17 protein-coding genes are annotated in these 15819 nt (G+C 63.3%); 9 read left to right on the forward strand and 8 right to left on the reverse strand.

All coding sequences use genetic code 11. The features are described from left to right. The first annotated feature begins 20 nt into the window (after positions 1-20). The 7 genes from BC360_RS27025 to BC360_RS27055 all read left to right on the forward strand — a co-directional run bounded on the left by BC360_RS27025 (position 21) and on the right by BC360_RS27055 (position 4959). Positions 21-449 (forward strand): hypothetical protein, encoded by a 429-nt coding sequence (locus BC360_RS27025; protein ID WP_065797511.1) that lies wholly within the window; start codon positions 21-23, stop codon positions 447-449. A 99-nt stretch (positions 450-548) separates the two neighbouring features. Beyond that, positions 549-779, forward strand: coding sequence for a hypothetical protein (locus BC360_RS31955; protein WP_065784284.1), 231 nt, complete (start codon positions 549-551; stop codon positions 777-779). Then, the gene (locus BC360_RS27035) at positions 776-2227 is read left to right on the forward strand and encodes a TolC family protein (RefSeq protein ID WP_139110214.1); all 1452 of its coding nucleotides are present in this window, start codon (positions 776-778) and stop codon (positions 2225-2227) included. The genes BC360_RS31955 and BC360_RS27035 overlap by 4 nt, the downstream gene beginning before the upstream one ends. Before the next feature lie 14 nt (positions 2228-2241). After that, the gene (locus tag BC360_RS27040; protein ID WP_065784408.1) at positions 2242-3591 is read left to right on the forward strand and encodes a multicopper oxidase family protein; all 1350 of its coding nucleotides are present in this window, start codon (positions 2242-2244) and stop codon (positions 3589-3591) included. A 38-nt stretch (positions 3592-3629) separates the two neighbouring features. Beyond that, on the forward strand, positions 3630-4115 hold the full coding sequence (locus tag BC360_RS27045; RefSeq protein ID WP_065784407.1) for a plastocyanin/azurin family copper-binding protein: 486 nt from the start codon (positions 3630-3632) through the stop codon (positions 4113-4115). Between the two features lie 26 nt (positions 4116-4141). Continuing rightward, the gene (locus BC360_RS27050) at positions 4142-4414 is read left to right on the forward strand and encodes a copper-binding protein (RefSeq protein WP_065797512.1); all 273 of its coding nucleotides are present in this window, start codon (positions 4142-4144) and stop codon (positions 4412-4414) included. A 77-nt stretch (positions 4415-4491) separates the two neighbouring features. Beyond that, positions 4492-4959: a DUF411 domain-containing protein gene (locus BC360_RS27055; protein ID WP_139110215.1), complete on the forward strand. Its 468-nt coding sequence runs from the start codon at positions 4492-4494 to the stop codon at positions 4957-4959. A gap of 26 nt (positions 4960-4985) precedes the next feature. On the opposite strand, the gene BC360_RS27060 is transcribed toward BC360_RS27055, so the two are convergent. Continuing rightward, positions 4986-5666: a phosphoribosyltransferase gene (locus BC360_RS27060; protein ID WP_065797513.1), complete on the reverse strand. Its 681-nt coding sequence runs from the start codon at positions 5664-5666 to the stop codon at positions 4986-4988. Between the two features lie 194 nt (positions 5667-5860). On the opposite strand from BC360_RS27060, the gene BC360_RS27065 reads away from it, so the two are divergent. Then, on the forward strand, positions 5861-7042 hold the full coding sequence (locus BC360_RS27065) for a M20 aminoacylase family protein (protein WP_065797514.1): 1182 nt from the start codon (positions 5861-5863) through the stop codon (positions 7040-7042). A gap of 210 nt (positions 7043-7252) precedes the next feature. On the opposite strand, the gene BC360_RS27070 is transcribed toward BC360_RS27065, so the two are convergent. From BC360_RS27070 to BC360_RS27100, 7 genes are all read right to left on the reverse strand, one after another. Beyond that, complete coding sequence (locus BC360_RS27070; protein WP_065797584.1) at positions 7253-9013, reverse strand: adenine deaminase; 1761 nt, start codon at positions 9011-9013, stop codon at positions 7253-7255. 17 nt (positions 9014-9030) lie between these two features. Continuing rightward, complete coding sequence (locus BC360_RS27075; RefSeq protein WP_065797515.1) at positions 9031-9954, reverse strand: nucleoside hydrolase; 924 nt, start codon at positions 9952-9954, stop codon at positions 9031-9033. A gap of 6 nt (positions 9955-9960) precedes the next feature. Next, positions 9961-10989, reverse strand: coding sequence for an ABC transporter ATP-binding protein (locus BC360_RS27080; protein WP_065797516.1), 1029 nt, complete (start codon positions 10987-10989; stop codon positions 9961-9963). Further along, positions 10982-11761, reverse strand: a complete 780-nt coding sequence (locus BC360_RS27085) for an ABC transporter permease (RefSeq protein ID WP_065784275.1) — start codon at positions 11759-11761, stop codon at positions 10982-10984. The genes BC360_RS27080 and BC360_RS27085 overlap by 8 nt, the downstream gene beginning before the upstream one ends. Then, complete coding sequence (locus BC360_RS27090) at positions 11758-12585, reverse strand: ABC transporter permease (protein ID WP_065784274.1); 828 nt, start codon at positions 12583-12585, stop codon at positions 11758-11760. Before BC360_RS27090 ends, BC360_RS27085 begins: the two co-directional genes overlap by 4 nt. 105 nt (positions 12586-12690) lie before the next feature. After that, positions 12691-13713 (reverse strand): ABC transporter substrate-binding protein, encoded by a 1023-nt coding sequence (locus BC360_RS27095; protein WP_065797517.1) that lies wholly within the window; start codon positions 13711-13713, stop codon positions 12691-12693. After that, a complete protein-coding gene (locus BC360_RS27100; protein ID WP_083222748.1) occupies positions 13710-14795 on the reverse strand; it encodes a LacI family DNA-binding transcriptional regulator in 1086 nt (361 codons plus the stop codon). The genes BC360_RS27095 and BC360_RS27100 overlap by 4 nt, the downstream gene beginning before the upstream one ends. Before the next feature lie 247 nt (positions 14796-15042). On the opposite strand from BC360_RS27100, the gene BC360_RS27105 reads away from it, so the two are divergent. Next, positions 15043-15723 carry a YoaK family protein gene (locus tag BC360_RS27105; protein WP_065784272.1) on the forward strand — a complete coding sequence of 227 codons (681 nt, stop codon included), beginning with the start codon at positions 15043-15045 and terminating at the stop codon, positions 15721-15723. The last annotated feature ends 96 nt before the right edge of the window (positions 15724-15819 follow it).

Below are 15819 nucleotides of genomic sequence, written 5' to 3' on the forward strand. Positions count from 1 at the left end.
GGCGTTTCTACGGATTGGTGATGGAAAAGGTTGGAAATGCATATCGGCGTCTGCTGACGATGCTCAAGCTGGTGACGATGCTGTCGCTGGCTGTGCTGCCTTTTTCCAGCGCTGCCGGCATGACCCATGTCGCATCGCACGCGGCTATGCAGATGCACGCAGCGATGCACATGCACGCGGCGATGCAGCCGGATGCCTCGGTCGATATCAGCGCGCCGGCGCAGAGCGAGCACTGCCTGGAGGCAGACAGCGGCAAGACAAAACCCATCGGTGATAGCGGCAAGGCCGACAAGAAGGACTGCTGCAAGACGTTCTGCGCCTCCGTCGCGGTTCTCGCCGAAGCCGGCGAAGCCCGGTTCGGCGTGCCACGCGCCACCTTGAGCTTTGGCCTGCAGTCGCAACTCAACCCCGGCGACCGCGCGGGCTTGCACCGCCCTCCAAGAGCCTGATCCCGTGAACAGTTGACCGCGTCTCGCGGTCTAGGTCTTGGCCTGCTCGGCTTTGCCGGTCGGACGCCGAAATCCATCATTCACATTTCAGGTTGAACCATGAAACGTCTGTTTCCCATGGCGCTCCTGCCCATCCTTCTGGGCGGATGCGCAACGACAATGCCTGCCGAGGTGACAAGCCTCGCCGATCCCTCGGAGAGTTCCGCCGCCGCCAACAGCCAGACCTACCGAAGCCCCGTTGCCGGCTACATCCACCGCGAGCCGGTTGGTCCAAAACCTTGGGTGCCGCTCAACGACGCCCAGTCTCCCGCCAAGGGAGAGGCATCATGAACAGGCAAGGGTTCAAGCTCGCCGCGATTATCGGCTTGCCGCTGCTGCTCGCCGGCTGCGCGACAAACGCAGAGTATTCGGCAAATGATGCCGGCTTCACCGCCGTCGAGGCCAAGGTCGGCGCCGGCACGGCGAAAAAAAGCGTCTGGATCCAGAACCGCAATCAGGCCGAGAAGGCCCGGGCCCAGGTGAAAACTCTGCTGGCACGCAAGTCGGTCGATGCCGATACCGCGGTGCAGATCGCGCTTCTCAACAACAAGGGCCTGCAGGCCGCCTATGCCGATCTCGGCGAGGCGTCAGCGGATGCCTGGCAGGCAACGATGTTGCTCAACCCGACGGTTTCGATCGGCACCACCGGAATCGGAGCGCCGGAGCTTCAAGCCTATCGCGCCATCGAAGGACTGGTCACCACCAATATCCTGGCGCTCATGACACGGGAGAAGACCATCGCCGTCGCCGACGCGCGTTTCCGTCAGGCGCAGCTTGCGGCGGCCTTGAGGACGCTTGCGCTCGCGGCGGAGACCCGCCGCGCATGGGTAGAGACGGTTTCGGCCTGGGAGACGGTCGCACAGCTCAACCGAGCGCAGGCCGCCGCCGACGCATCCTCCGAACTCGCCGCCAAGCTCGGAGAAACTGGTTCCATGGGCAAGGGCGACCAGGCACGCGAGCACGTCTTCAATGCCGAGCTCGCCGGCCAAGTGGCGGAAGCCCGCCTTGCCGCACGCCTTGCCAAGGAGAACCTCACCCGGAAAATGGGGCTTTGGGGCGGCGACGCCGATTACGAGGTGCCGAACCGGCTGCCTGACCTACCGAAGACCCTTTCCCGCCGGGACAGCATCGAGGCCGAAGCGCTCAAACGCCGTGTCGACCTGCAGATGGCCCGCCTTGACCTTGAGGCCGTGGCAAAATCCTATCGGTTAACGGAGGCGACACGCTTCGTCAGCGATCTCACGCTCGTCGCAGGCGCAGAAGCCGAGCGCGAACGCGAAGACGAGGACACTAAGGTCGAAACCACCGGCCAGGCGGAGCTGGAGTTTTCCATCCCGATATTCGACACCGGCCAGGCGCGCATGCGCAAGGCGGAACTGGCGCATATGCGCGCCGCCAACCTGCTGGCCGAGAAGGCCGTCAACGTCCGCTCGGAAGCCCGCTCGGCCTATCAGGCCTATCGGTCGCGCTACGACATCGCCAGGCACTATCGCAACAACGTCGTGCCCTTGCGCAGCAAGATCGAGGAGGAAGCCACCCTCAGCTACAACGGCATGATCACCAGCACCTTCGAATTGCTCGCCGACACGCGCGCCAAGGTGGACTCGGTGATCCTCACCATCAACGCCAAACGCGAGTTCTGGCTCGCCGACGCCGATCTGATGACGGCCATCCATGGCGGCGGTGCGGAGAGCGCCGAGGTCGAGACGGCTGCCCCCGCAGCGGCCGATGCGGATTGAAAGGGATCATGACCATGTTCAACAGACGACAAATTCTCGGCGCAGGCGCGGCACTCGTTTCGACCACCGCCTGGGCACAGACCTCGACATCCGGCCTGCCGGAGGCGGCAGGCATGGACAATGCCGCCACACAAAAACCGCTCGTGCCGATGAGCGGGCCGGACTACCAGCCGGTCGTGACGCTCAATGGCTGGACGCTGCCGCACCGGGTGAACAACGGCGTCAAGGAATTCCACCTGGTCGCCGAACCGGTGGAACGCGAGATGGCCGACGGCATGACCGCCTATCTCTGGGGCTATAACGGCCAGTCTCCCGGCCCGACGATTGAGGCGGTCGAGGGCGACCGGGTGCGCATCTTCGTCACCAACAAGCTGCCGGAGCACACCACGATCCACTGGCACGGCATGATCCTGCCATCGGGAATGGACGGCGTCGGCGGCCTGTCGCAGCCGCATATCCCGGCGGGCAAAACCTTCGTCTACGAGTTCGATCTCGTGAAGTCCGGCACCTTCATGTACCACCCGCATGCCGACGAAATGGTGCAGATGGCCATGGGCATGATGGGCTTCTTCGTCATCCACCCGAAGGATCCGGCCTTCATGCGGGTCGACCGCGACTTCGTCTTCCTGCTCAACGCCTATGACATCGACCCAGGCACCTATGTCCCGCGCATCATGGAGATGACGGACTTCAACATGTGGTGCTGGAACAGCCGGATCTTCCCGGACATCGATCCGCTGGTTGTTTCCAAGAATGATCGGGTGCGGGTGCGCGTCGGCAACCTGACCATGACCAACCACCCGATCCACATGCACGGCTATGATTTCGAGGTGACCTGCACCGACGGCGGTTGGGTCCGCCCGGAAGCCCGATGGCCGGAGGTGTCGATCGACATTCCCGTCGGCGCGATGCGCGCCTACGAGTTCGATGCCAAGTACGAAGGCGATTGGGCGATCCATTGCCACAAATCGCACCACACGATGAATGCGATGGGCCACGATATCCCGACCTTCATCGGTGCCGACAAGACCCAAGTCGCGGCCAAGATCCGCAAGATCAAGCCCGACTACATGCCCATGGGCACGGCCGGGATGGCCGACATGGGCGAAATGGAAATGCCGCTTCCCGACAACACGATCCCGATGATGACGGGCTGGGGCCCGCACGGCGCGTTGGAGATGGGCGGCATGTTCTCGGTGGTGAAGGTGCGCGAAGGCATCTCCGCCGGCGATTACAGCGACCCCGGCTGGTACGAAAACCCGCCGGGAACGCAGGCCTGGGAATGGACCGGCGCGCTGCCGGAAGCCACCCGCGCAACCGATGCCAAGACAGTGATCACGCCGCCTCCGCCAAGAAAAGGCTGACCGCCATGACCTCTACCAACGCAACCAAGGAAACCAAGATGAAGATGACACTTTTCGCACTGGCGTTGCTCGCCGCATCCTCACTCGCCTCGCCGATGCTGGCCAGCGGTTCCCACGCCGGCGGCCACGATGCCGTGTCGGTCGGCGAGCCGGGCGACGCCAAGAAGGCGACCCAGACCGTGCGCGTGACGATGAAGGAAACCGATGACGGCAAGATGATCTTCACGCCGGCAAGCATCAAGGTGCGCCAGGGGCAGACCGTGCGCTTCGCCATCAAGAATGTCGGCGAGCTCGGGCATGAATTCGTGCTCGACGACAAGGCGCAGATCCAGGAACACAAGGCCGCGATGGAGAAGTTTCCAGAGATGGAACACGACGATCCGAATGCCATTCGGCTTGAGCCCAGCCAATCCGGTGAGATCGTCTGGACTTTCACAAACAACGGCACTTTCGAGTTCGCCTGCCTGGTCCCAGGCCACTACGACGCCGGCATGCATGGGCCGCTCGAAGTTGTGAAGAAGTGACTGCAACCCATTGAAAGGATAACATCATGAAGACGCTTGTAACGTTGCTCGCCACCCTGGTCATGGCCGTATCGGCCCATGCGGTGGAATTCACCAAGGGAACGGTCAAGAAGCTGGATACCTCGGCCAAGAAAGTGACGATCGCCCACGAGGATCTCAAGAACCTCGACATGCCTGCCATGACCATGGTGTTCCGGATCAAGGACGAGGCTATTCTGGCCAAGCTGAAGGAAGGTGCGGCAATCGAGTTCGTCGCCGACCGGGTCGATGGCAAGCTCACCGTGACCGAGATCAAGTAATCCAGTGTCCAAGGCCCGGTATAACAACAATCCCGGGCCTTGGACGACCAGGCCGAACTGAAGGAAAGGAGCGTCCGATGTTGGACGTCAAAAGTAGACATTTCATCGTTGGTGCGATCATGGGCATGACAATGCTCACAGCCTCAGCGGCGATCGCGGCAGGCCCGATGACCGTCTACAAGGACCCGCAATGCGGCTGCTGCGAACAGTGGGCGGAAGCGATGGAGGCCGCAGGCTTCAAGGTCGACATCCGCGATCAAGCCGATATGACGCCGATCAAGACCCGGTTCGCCGTGCCGGTCGACATGGAGGGTTGCCACACCGCCGTCATGGACGGCTACGTCATTGAGGGGCACGTGCCGCTGGAGGCCGTACAAAAACTCATGACCGAGAGACCGAATGTCGCAGGCATTGCCGTGCCCGGCATGCCCGCAGGTTCGCTCGGCATGGGCAACGACCCGCAGGCGTCCTACGACGTCTACACCATCGCCAAGACCTCCGGCGTAGCGCCGACCATCTATTACAAGGTGCGGCCGGCGCAGTAACGCAGGCATGCATGGGCGATATAGCCTTAGGCGGCGCGCCAGGCGCCGTCTTCTGCCCGGGCCAGCAAGGGTGTGCGGAACACACCCATCACGCGTTCCGGCCAATGCGGCCCTAGATCGGCCAGAGGCTGTCTCCAGCGCTCGGTCTGCAGCATGGCGGCACCGACCGCAATCGGCTCGATGCCGCAGGTCTCCATGAGCGTCAGCCCGGCAACGATCGACGTGCCACTGGAGATGACGTCATCGACGAGCCCCACCCGCTTGCCCTCAAGAAGCGGCAGCATGCGCGGATCGACGTAAAGCCGCTTCTTCTGGTCGGGCGTAGTGATCGACGACAGCGGCACGGAGAGGTCGTCGACATACCAGAACTTGCGCGATGTGCCGAGCGGCACATAACGCGCATGGCCAAGCTTGCGGGCGACGGCGGCGGCCAAGGTCAGCCCCAGCGTCGGCAAGCCGGCGATGACGTCCGGTTCGAACGGCGCGAGCCTTGCGGCCAGTTCCGTTGCCAGAGCTTCCTCGACCGCGAAACTCGCCTGGTTGATGATCAGCGAAGCCAGCGCATGTTTGCCATCGGAGAGTGGCCGGATCGGTAGCGGGATCTGGCGACCGTCTTCAAGAGTTGCCGGGAAGAAATCGCGATAACCGCTTCCAATATCGAAACTTTTCGGCGGAAACACATCCTGCCAGAATTCATACGGCTGCATCGGTACTGTCCTCTTCTGCGCCACTCAGGCTTCGAACGAAAGGCGATGAAAACACCGGCGCACTGTTCTGGTTCCGGCGGTTTTCGTCTATACCGTTTACCACTTCGATCAAACCGAAAGGGCGCCCCGGCAGACGCAAATCTGGGGAATTCGACGGGCCCTGCTCCAACAGACATGCAAGGAACTGCCAGACAATGCGCGTGCCAGATGGGATCATCAACGACCTGCCCTTCCTCACCGAATTCCGTCGCGATCTGCACGCCCACCCGGAGCTTGGCTTCGAGGAGGTTCGCACAAGCGATCTGGTCGCGAAACTACTTGAAGAAGCCGGCCTTAAAGTCCACCGTGGCCTTGGAAAAACCGGCGTCGTCGGCACTTTGCAGATCGGCAACGGCACCCGCTCGATCGGCCTGCGCGCCGACATGGATGCGCTCGCCATGCCGGAGCTTGCCGAACGGCCGTACAAGTCGAAAGAAGACGGCAAGATGCATGCCTGCGGCCATGACGGCCACACCGCCATGCTTCTTGGCGCCGCCCGCCACCTCGCCGGGACGCGCAATTTTTCCGGCACGGTGCATTTCATCTTTCAACCGGCCGAAGAAGGTCGCGGCGGCGCGAAGCGCATGGTCGAGGATGGCCTCTTCCAACTCTTCCCCTGCGACGCGGTCTACGGCCTGCATAACATGCCCGGCCTCGACCCGGACGAGATGGCCGTGGTGGCCGGGCCGCAGCTCGCTTCCTCCGACAGCTGGCGGCTGACCTTCCGTGGTGTCGGCACCCATGGCGCCAAGCCGCATCTCGGCCGCGACCCGGTGACGACAGCCGGCACCTTCCTCGCCTCGCTGCAATCGATCGTCGGCCGCGTCGTCGATCCGCTGCAGCCGGCCGTCGTCAGCGCCTGCTCCGTGCGCGCCGGCGACCCGAAGGCGCTCAACGTCATCCCCGACACGGTCGAGATTGGCGGCACGGCGCGCGCCTACACGCCTTTAGTCCGCGACCAGCTTGAGGAAGAGATCGGCCGTCTGGCGCGAGGCACCGCCGAGATGTACGGCATCAAGGTCGACTACGCGTTCGAACGTCGCATTCCGCCCGTGGTCAATGATGCCGACGCGAGCGAACGTGCGCTTTCGGCAGCCCGTGCGGTCTTCGGCGAAAAGACCCGCACGCGGTTTCCGCCATCGACCGCGGGCGACGACTTCGCCTTCTTCGGGCTCGAAGCCCCTGGGTGCTACGTCTGGCTCGGCAACGGACCTGCCGTCGATGGCGCCCTTCACCACAACACAGCCTATGACTTCAACGACGCGGCGATCGGCCCCGGCGTCACCTTCTGGACGACATTGGTGGAGCAGGAGTTGAGCGCTTCGGCAGACCGTTGATCGGATCCTGTCTCGCTTAGAATCGCGACGGCCGCTGTTGCGCTGCACGTCTGGAACGAGGACCAGCCCGAGCAGATCCGAGGCAGACGTCCACGCCGCAGCAAACTCCGGCGACATGCCGACCGCGTTACGCAGGGACGCCTCCTGCCTCCGGGTTCGCGGTGTTCAGCGAAAGCAGTCGCGGGGCGACAATCGTCGCCCCTTGGTACATCAGAGCACTTCGAGCACGGGATTTTCGAGAAGCCTTCCCGTCACCACATCGGCAATGCCGCGATCGGTCTGGTGCGGCCCAGCATTGCAGGCTAGCGTCGCTCCGAAGCAGGCCTTGAAGACGAGGTAGGGCGGCTGCCAATCCACGACCCGCCCGACAGCATCGCGCAGTGCAGCAAAGCCAGCGGACACATCCGCCAACGGTGCATCGGAGACGAGGCCACACAGCGGCAATGGTAGCACCGCGTCGATCTTGCCTGCGGATGCGACAGCCATACCCCCACCGGCGGCGATGACGGCATTGGCCGCCACCATCATGTCGCGGGCATTGCCGCCGAAGACCGTCAGGTTGTGGCTGTCGTGCGAAACGGTGGTCGCGAAAGCGCCGCGCCACGCTCCCCAACCGGTGAGCAGTCCGACGCGCGGCCTGCTGTCGGCGCGGCCATGGCGATGGGCGACGGCAATCAGCGTCGCGCCTCGCGGCGGAACGACAAAACCGTCCTCGACCTCAGCCACGACCTCGCCCCATTGCGTAAAGCGGGGGCGATCGATCGTCGCCACACGCACCTTCGAACCCGTCGCCGGAATGGCGAAATCGGTGTCGATCAACGGTTCGATCTTCATAGTGCCGACAAGCACCTCGACGTCGGCTTTCGGCAAGGCATCGATCATCCGCCCGGCCATCGCGACCTGTTTGCCGCCGGCGATCACCGTACGTGCGCGAAAGTCCTCGAGATCCTCGAAGACCACGATATCCGCCCGCCGCCCCGGAGCCACGAGGCCGAGGTCGACGCGGCCGAGGCGAGCAGCGGCGTTCAGCGTCGCGGCGCGCAGCGCCCATTCGGGTTTCAGCCCGTAGCGCACGAGCCGCCGCACGACGTCGTCAAGCCCGCCGGCACGATCGAGATCGTCGGGAAAGACATCGTCCGTGCAAAGCGTCACGGTCTGCGGCAGGTGGCCGAGAGCATTCAGCGCCTCGACGAACTCGGGCAACAGGTGATCATGCGAGCCGCGCAGTTCGATCGACAGCCCGGCGCGAAGCTTGGCCAGCAGATCGTCAGCGGAGACCAGTTCGTGATCCGAGCTGACGCCCGCGGTCACGAAGGCCTGCAGGTCCGCACCGGCAAGGCCGCGTGCATGGCCATTGACCGGCTTGCCCGCGGCAAGTCCTGCCTGGACGATGGCGTGCATGCGCGGATCGCCATCGATAACGCCGCGCATGTTCATCATCTCGGCGATGCCGCCGATCTCCGGCCAGGAGAGCATGGTGGCGATGGCATCGGCATCGAAGTCGGCGCCGGCCAGTTCCAGGCCCGGCGCGGACGGTACGCTGGAGGGCGCCAGCAGAACGCAGCGCAGCGGTAGGTCAGCGATGGCATCCGCAGCCCAGCGCACGCCGGCCATGCCGCTGACATTGCCGAACTCATGCGGATCCCAGACGATCGTCGTGACACCGCGCGGCAACACCGCCTCGGCATAGGTCGCAGGCGTGACCATCGAACTTTCGACATGCATGTGCGTGTCGATGAGGCCCGGCGACAGGAAGGCACCGGCGGCATCGACGATCGAAGCGGCATCGCTGCGGGTACCAGGAGCATGCACACTGGTTATCAGCGGACCGACAAGGCCGACGTCGGCTGCGCGCCTTTCACCGGTGACCATGTCGACGACAACGCCGCCGGTGATGAGTATGTCGAACGCCGCGCCCCCTCGCGCCGCTGCGACGGCACGTGCGCGCAGCGCCGGATCCATCAGGTCCATCGGTTCCTGCGGACGGGTCACTTGGCGGCTTCCTTCATCAACGCGCCGAGGATCTGGGCTCGTGCCGTTTCTGCATGCACGTCGGTGGCATATTCGGCGTTGAAGGCGGCATGGCTTTCACGGACCTCGACCACCGTACGTCCGCGGGTAAGCGTGCCTGCCAACTCCGTATCGATGCGCGCCTTGCGGAAGGAGACCGCACCGGGATTGACGAATGCGACTGCGGCGGTCGGATCATAGATCGCCATGCACGGACGCCCGCGGCTTGTGCCAATGGAGACGTAGCCGGACAGCAGATCGGCAATCAGCGCGGCATTGACACCGCCTGCGGCACGAATGGGTGCAATATCATCGGGATAGGCGAAGACCTTGCGGCAGAGGTCGAGGTCTACCATGCGCAACGGCAGTTCGTGCGCCAGCACGATCGCCAAAGCTTCCGGGTCTGCGAAGGCGTTGAATTCGGCGGAAGCCGTATGGTTGCCACTGGTGACGCCACCGCCCATCCAGGTCAGATCGGTGATCTTCGCCGCCAGATCCGGACGGGCAAGGCAGAGTGCCGCGAGGTTCGTAAGCGGGCCGAGCGCCAGGATGCGCCTCGGCTCATTTGCCTCCTCCAACCAGCGGCAGAGTGCGGCAAAGGCATCGCTGACTGGCAGCGCTGACGCCGCCGGCAGCGTCAGGCCGGCGGTCGGCATGCCGGTTTCGCCGAGGATCCGCTCCGCCGTTTCCAGCTTGCCGAGCACGGGCAAGGCACGTCCCTCATGGATGGGGAACGTCCAGCCGAATGCCATTGCCGCGCTGGCGGCATTGCGCTTGACCTGTTCGAGCGGCGTATTGCCGAAGACGAGCGAGACGCCGTCAAGCGTCTCATTGGCATGGAGAACGACGAGCACCGCTGCGATGTCGTCGAAGCCCATATCCGTATCGATCCAGATCCCCATTGCTGGTTACCCGAACCGCTCGAGCCGTGCCGCCTTGGCGACAGGCAGATCGAAGGTAAGCTCCGTGCCCGGCTGATGCGCGGCAAGGCCCGCATCCTCCTCGGCCTTGATCGCACCGAGCGGCGTATCGAGCAGATATTCGCGTGTGCTGCCGGAGAAAGAGGCTCCGCGCACAGTGCCTTGGAAAGGACCTGAACCAAGGGTCACCATGCGCGGACGCCACGCAAGCCCTGCCGTGTCAGGCGGCAGGGATTCGGAAAGGGCGATCGGGCCGTTTGCGGCTTTGAGCTTGCCGCCTTCGGCCGCGAAAATGTTCTCGAAGCCGACGAAGTCGGCAACGAAACGGGAAACCGGGCGGTTGTAGATGTCCTCGGGCGTGCCGATCTGCTCGATGGCGCCGTTCAGCATCACCACGATCCGATCGGCGAGCGACAGTGCTTCGCCCTGATCATGAGTGACGAAGATCATCGTCACACCGGTTTCCTTCTGGACGCGCTGCAGCTCGGTGCGCATCTCGAGGCGAAGCCGGGCATCAAGGTTCGACAGCGGTTCGTCGAGCAGCAGAACCTTCGGCTCCATCACCATCGAGCGGGCAAGCGCCACGCGCTGCTGCTGACCGCCGGAAAGCTCGGCCGGCTTGCGCGTAGCGAACTTCGACAGGCCCACGGATTTGAGGCCGGCCGTCACGCGCGTCTCGATCTCGCTTGCCGGCAGCTTCTTCAGGCGCAGACCGAAAGCGACATTCTCGAAAACCGACAGATGCGGAAAGAGCGCATAGGACTGGAAGACGAGCCCGACCGACCGCCTGTTGGCGGAAACCCGCGTGATGTCGGTACCGTCAAGGCTGATGCGGCCCGACGCCGGCGTCAGCAGCCCGGCGATCGAGCGCATCGTCGTCGTCTTGCCGCAGCCGGACGGCCCGAGGAACGCCACCAATTCGCCCTTGCGGATCGACAGGTCGAGATCCTTCACCGCAATGGTATCGCCGTAGGCGAGCGTGAGCTTTTCGAGACTGAGGAAGGCGGCGTCAGACATAACGGGAAAATCCTAGGAAGCGTTCGGCAAGGAAAACGATGCCGATGGACATGAAGGCGAGCAGCGCCGAAAGGGCCGCAACCGACGGGTCATAGGTGATCTCCATGTAGGAGAGCATGTCGATCGGCAGCGTGCGCACGCCCGGGCCGGACAGGAACAGCGAGACCGGCACCTGGTTGAAGCTCGTCACGAAGCCGAGGATGAAGGCGGCGAGAATGCCGCTGCGAATGTTCGGCATCACCACACGGAAGAAGGCGCCAGCGCGCGAGGAGCCGAGCAGCACCGCCGCCTCCTCGATGTCGGAGCGCAGGTTGTTGAGGCTCGCCGACACGACGCGCACGGCATAGGGCAGCACCAGCGCCGTATGCGCAAGGAACAGCGCCAGGGTGATGTTGAAACCGAAGGGCACGACGATATAGCGCAGCAGCGCCAGGCCGACGATGATACCCGGCACGATGATCGGCAGGGACACGATCGTGCGCACGGTCTCGCCGAAGGGCAGCTTGTAGCGCGAAAGGGCGTAGGATGCGGGAATGCCGAGCACGAGTGCCATGGCGGTACCGCCGATGGCAAGGAACATCGACACCGCAAAACTTTCACGGAAGCTTTCGACGGTGAAGACCTTGGCGACCCATTTCAGCGAGAACCCCTGTGGCGGGAAGGCCAGGGTCTCGCCGCCCGACAGCGATGCCGCGACGATGATGAAGAACGGCCCGATCAGGAAGGCGATCACCAGGAGCAGGACGAGGGGAGAAAAGACGCGGGGAGTCATCGCTTGTTCCTCGCGGTGGCGAGCCGTTTCAGGAGCAGATTGGCGGCAAAGCTCATGACGATCAGGATGAAGGCAATGACGCTCGCCGAGACGAAATCACTGGCGACGGTGACGCGCTGATAAAGCAGCGTTTCGAGCATCAGCACCTTGGAGCCGCCGAGGATCGCCGGGGTGATATAGGCGGTCAGCGAACCGGTGAAGACCAGCGTTCCGCCAATGACGAGACCTTCCTTGGTCAGCGGAAGGATGACCTTCCAGAACACCTGGAACCAGTTGGCACCCAATACGCGCGCCGCTGGGATGGCGTCCTTCGGCATGTTCTCGAGCGCACTGATCAGCGACAGGATCATCAGCGGCAGAAACAGCTGCAACAGGCCGATGAACACGGCTGTCTCGGTGAAGAGAAAGCGGATCGGTTCGTCCGAAAGGCCGATGAGCTGCAGCGCCTGGTTGACGATGCCGGTGCGCCCGAGAATGACGATCCAGGCATAGGTTCGCGCGACCGACGAAATCATCAGCGGCAGCACGACGAGGCCGATCATCTGCCCCTTGTTGCGCGGCGAAAGATTGACGATCGCAAAGGCTGCGGCATAGCCGATCACGGCAGAGACGGCCGTCACCATCAGCCCGAGCCGGAACGTGCGCAGGAAGACGGTGCGGTTCAGCGGGTCGGTGAAGAAATCGACATAGGCGACAAGCGACCAGCTGTCGGCGCTGCGAAAGCCTTCGGCAAGCAGAATGACGACAGGCGCCAGAAAGACGATCGCCGCAAAGACCGCCGCCGGCAAAGCGAGCGCCAATGCCTCGGCGCGGTTCTGAAACATCCCTGGTCTTCCTTTCGTCGCGTTCAATCATTGCGGGTCGGTTGAGGTCGCCGGACAGCCGCAAACTGCCCCCATCATGGTGATGGGGGCTTTTGGCGTTGGCTGTTACTGGCCGACCTGGGCGTTCCACTCGGAAAGCCAGGCTTCGCGGTTGTCGAGGGCGACTGCCGACGGAATGAGCTTGAGGCTCTTCACGGTTTCCTCGCCATAGGTGAGGTTTTCAGCGATCTCCGGCGCGACCTTCACGTCCTTGTTGGCCGGGCTGTCGACCAGCTTTTCGGCAAGGGCCGTCTGGATTTCGGTCGAGAGCCAGAAGTCCATGAACTCCAGCGCCAGGTCCTGGTTCTTGGCGCCCTTGGTCAGAACCATGACGTTCATGCCGCCGGTCTGGCCTTCCTTCGGCGCCGCCCACTTGATCGGCAGGCCGAGCTTGGTGAAGCCTTCCCAGGAGAAACGACCGATCGGAGCTGCCCAGATTTCTTCCTGCTGCATCAGCTGCACGAGCTGCGAAGACTTGACGTAGAAGGTGACGATGTCGTCCTTCTTCGCGCCGACGGCGGCAATGGCTTCCTTCAGATCTGGCGTATTCTTGCCGATCGCCTCACCGACCATGTAGAGCGCCGGCGGGCCCTGGTTGGTGGTGACGTTCGGGAAGGCAACGTGGCTGGCGTTCTTCTCGTCGAGCAGGTCGGCCCAGGAGTTCACTTCCATCTTGTCGGAGCGATAGACGATCGACGTTGCGTAGAAGGTGTAGCCGACGCTCATGCCGTCGCCGTTCGGATCCTTGGCGATATCGTAGAGCTTGTTGAAGTTCGTGAGCTTCGTGTTGTCGATCTTCTCGATCAGGCCGGCGCGCGAGGCCGAGAGAGCGTCAGCCATGGAGACGACCGCCATGTCGACAACCGGGCTCGCCTTGTTGGCTTCCATCTTCGCCAGGCGCTCGACGCTGTTGCCGGTCTCCACCACCAGCTTGCAGCCGCATTTGGCTTCGAAGGGTGTGTAGACCAGCTCCTTGAAAGCGTCCTGGGCAAAACCGTAGACGGAAATGGTCAGCGTCTTTTCCTGGGCGGAAGCGGCATTGGCGCCGACGAGCAAAAGCGCGCTGGAAGCGAGCAGGATCTTCTTCATGGCTGGTGTTCTCCTTCTGGGGCTGAGGTTCTGGCGTTGGCAGTCGTCTGGCCAGGCTGGAATTGTATCCTGGGCGGTGCGGCGCTCGATTGCCGCACGACCAGCTGCATCGGCACTTCGGCGTCGTCGGCGGTTACCGGCGCGCCGATGGCCGCATCCGTCGGATCGCGCTCGCCGATCGCCTTTACCAGCGCTCCGACGGCGATCGCGGCAATCCGGGTCATGTCCATGCGTGCGGTGGTCAGCGCCGGCGTCACCACCGGCGACCAGATGAGATCGTCAAAGCCGGTGACGCTCGCCTTTTCCGGCACGTTGATGCCGGCCCGCTGCAACTCGGTCAGTGCGCGGAGCGCGTGAAGATCGGAGACGCAGGCAAAGGCGGTAAAGCCCTCCGCAACCTTCTCGGCGAGGCCGAGCGGACAGCCCTTGCCCTGCTCACGCTCCAGCGGCTCGATCCACAGCGTTTCAACGAACGCGCCCTCGGCAAGCGCCGAGCGAATACCGCCGATGCGATCGTTCTGCACGTTGGAGGCAGGATTGTTGCCGATGACGAGAACGCGCCGGTGGCCAAGCGCCTTCAGGTGTTCGGCGATCTGCCGGCCACCGCCCCAATGGTCGGCGGCAACCGTATTGCCCGGTGTCGACGGCGTATCGATAACGGCCACGGGACAGCCGACATCGGTGATGCGCGTGCCACGCCGAGGCACGATCACCATGCCGTCGACGTCACGGTCGATCAACCGCTCGATGGCCTTGGTCTGGGTGGTGACGTCACCGCGGGAGTCGGCGATCAGAACGCCGTAGCCGGCCGAAGACGCAGCCAGTTCGATCGCCTGGGCGATCTGCGGGAAGAGCGGATTGGCAATATCGGGAAGCACGAGGCCGATGGCGGCAGTGCGGCCGGTGCGCAGCGCCCTGCCCGCGAGGCTCGGGACATAGCCGAGTTCAGCTGCCGTCGCGCGGATCTTCTCGGCCAGTTCGGCAGAGACACGCCCCTTACCGGAGAGCGCGTTGGAAACCGTCGCCGCGGAGACGCCCAGTGTTCTGGCAATCCTCGTCAGTTTTGGTCCGGAACGCGCCAAGGCCGTGTTTTCCGTTATCGATGATTAAACGATTAATCAAGCGATATATCAGATTCCCTTCACTGTCGAATCCTTTTGCCGGCTCTCGAAATTTTTGTGCTTTCTTGAGGCGCTCCGTCTGTGGACAGACAGCGACGCATGACGCGACGATCATGCCTACCCCGCCTCGTCAAAGCGCACCTATACCGGGTGACTTCCATTCTCGCGGTCGGCGGATTAAGCCTGAGGAAAACGGCGGGGCAGCATCATGACTTTTCAGCGACGGCGTCGGATCATCAAGCGCCAGCGAACCGGGACCGCGCTTCTCGTCGTCGCGCTCATTTCCTTCCTGGCCGGGATGACCGACGCGATCGGCCTGCTGACGGTGGGCGACTTCGTCTCCTTCATGAGCGGCAACACGACGCGCGCCGCAACCGCCATTGCCGACGGCAACATCCTACGGTCGCTCATCCTTCTCGGCTCGCTCGCAGTCTTCGTCATCGGCAATGCCATGGGAACGATCGTCGCGAGCAGGTTTCGTGCCGGTGGTGTCCTGTGCTGCGTCACCCTTATCCTCACCCTTACCGCTGCCGGTGGCGACCACCTACCGAACGAATTGCGCTTCTATTTCATCGTCCTTGCGATGGGTGTCGTGAACGCCTCCGTCGAGCATATCGAGGGACTACCGATCGGTCTTACCTATGTAACGGGCGCCCTGTCCCGCTTCGGCCGTGGCTTGGGCCGATGGATCATCGGCACGGGCAACATGCAATGGACGATCCAGATCGTCCCCTGGATCGGGATGCTCGGCGGCGCCATCATCGGCGCCATTCTCGAACATCGTTTCGGGCAGTTCTCTCTCTGGGCACCGGCGATCCTAGCCGGCCTGTTGTGCGTCCTGGTTCTGAAGATTCCGGGGCGCTGGTCGCGGCGATATGCGCAGCACTAATCGCCCCGCTGCATCTTCTAATTCGGGAACGCCCTTCGCTTGCCGGGGCCTGCCGCGGGTGCAAATTTCAACTTGGCACGACAAAACGAACCAAAA

This window comes from Ensifer sp. LC163, assembly GCF_001695855.1.
Taxonomy (GTDB): Bacteria; Pseudomonadota; Alphaproteobacteria; order Rhizobiales; family Rhizobiaceae; genus Ensifer.

What these genes read in the sequence shown, in the direction of transcription:
- BC360_RS27080 (WP_065797516.1), bottom strand. Translation starts at nt 10,989, where the DNA reads ATGTCTGACGCCGCCTTCCTCAGTCTCGAAAAGCTCACGCTCGCCTAC.
- BC360_RS27075 (WP_065797515.1), bottom strand. Translation starts at nt 9,954, where the DNA reads ATGGGGATCTGGATCGATACGGATATGGGCTTCGACGACATCGCAGCG.
- BC360_RS27035 (WP_139110214.1), top strand. Translation starts at nt 776, where the DNA reads ATGAACAGGCAAGGGTTCAAGCTCGCCGCGATTATCGGCTTGCCGCTG.
- BC360_RS27105 (WP_065784272.1), top strand. Translation starts at nt 15,043, where the DNA reads ATGACTTTTCAGCGACGGCGTCGGATCATCAAGCGCCAGCGAACCGGG.
- BC360_RS27025 (WP_065797511.1), top strand. Translation starts at nt 21, where the DNA reads ATGGAAAAGGTTGGAAATGCATATCGGCGTCTGCTGACGATGCTCAAG.
- BC360_RS27070 (WP_065797584.1), bottom strand. Translation starts at nt 9,013, where the DNA reads ATGGACCTGATGGATCCGGCGCTGCGCGCACGTGCCGTCGCAGCGGCG.
- BC360_RS27065 (WP_065797514.1), top strand. Translation starts at nt 5,861, where the DNA reads ATGCGCGTGCCAGATGGGATCATCAACGACCTGCCCTTCCTCACCGAA.
- BC360_RS27040 (WP_065784408.1), top strand. Translation starts at nt 2,242, where the DNA reads ATGTTCAACAGACGACAAATTCTCGGCGCAGGCGCGGCACTCGTTTCG.
- BC360_RS27050 (WP_065797512.1), top strand. Translation starts at nt 4,142, where the DNA reads ATGAAGACGCTTGTAACGTTGCTCGCCACCCTGGTCATGGCCGTATCG.
- BC360_RS27090 (WP_065784274.1), bottom strand. Translation starts at nt 12,585, where the DNA reads ATGTTTCAGAACCGCGCCGAGGCATTGGCGCTCGCTTTGCCGGCGGCG.
- BC360_RS27095 (WP_065797517.1), bottom strand. Translation starts at nt 13,713, where the DNA reads ATGAAGAAGATCCTGCTCGCTTCCAGCGCGCTTTTGCTCGTCGGCGCC.
- BC360_RS31955 (WP_065784284.1), top strand. Translation starts at nt 549, where the DNA reads ATGAAACGTCTGTTTCCCATGGCGCTCCTGCCCATCCTTCTGGGCGGA.
- BC360_RS27045 (WP_065784407.1), top strand. Translation starts at nt 3,630, where the DNA reads ATGAAGATGACACTTTTCGCACTGGCGTTGCTCGCCGCATCCTCACTC.
- BC360_RS27055 (WP_139110215.1), top strand. Translation starts at nt 4,492, where the DNA reads ATGTTGGACGTCAAAAGTAGACATTTCATCGTTGGTGCGATCATGGGC.
- BC360_RS27085 (WP_065784275.1), bottom strand. Translation starts at nt 11,761, where the DNA reads ATGACTCCCCGCGTCTTTTCTCCCCTCGTCCTGCTCCTGGTGATCGCC.
- BC360_RS27060 (WP_065797513.1), bottom strand. Translation starts at nt 5,666, where the DNA reads ATGCAGCCGTATGAATTCTGGCAGGATGTGTTTCCGCCGAAAAGTTTC.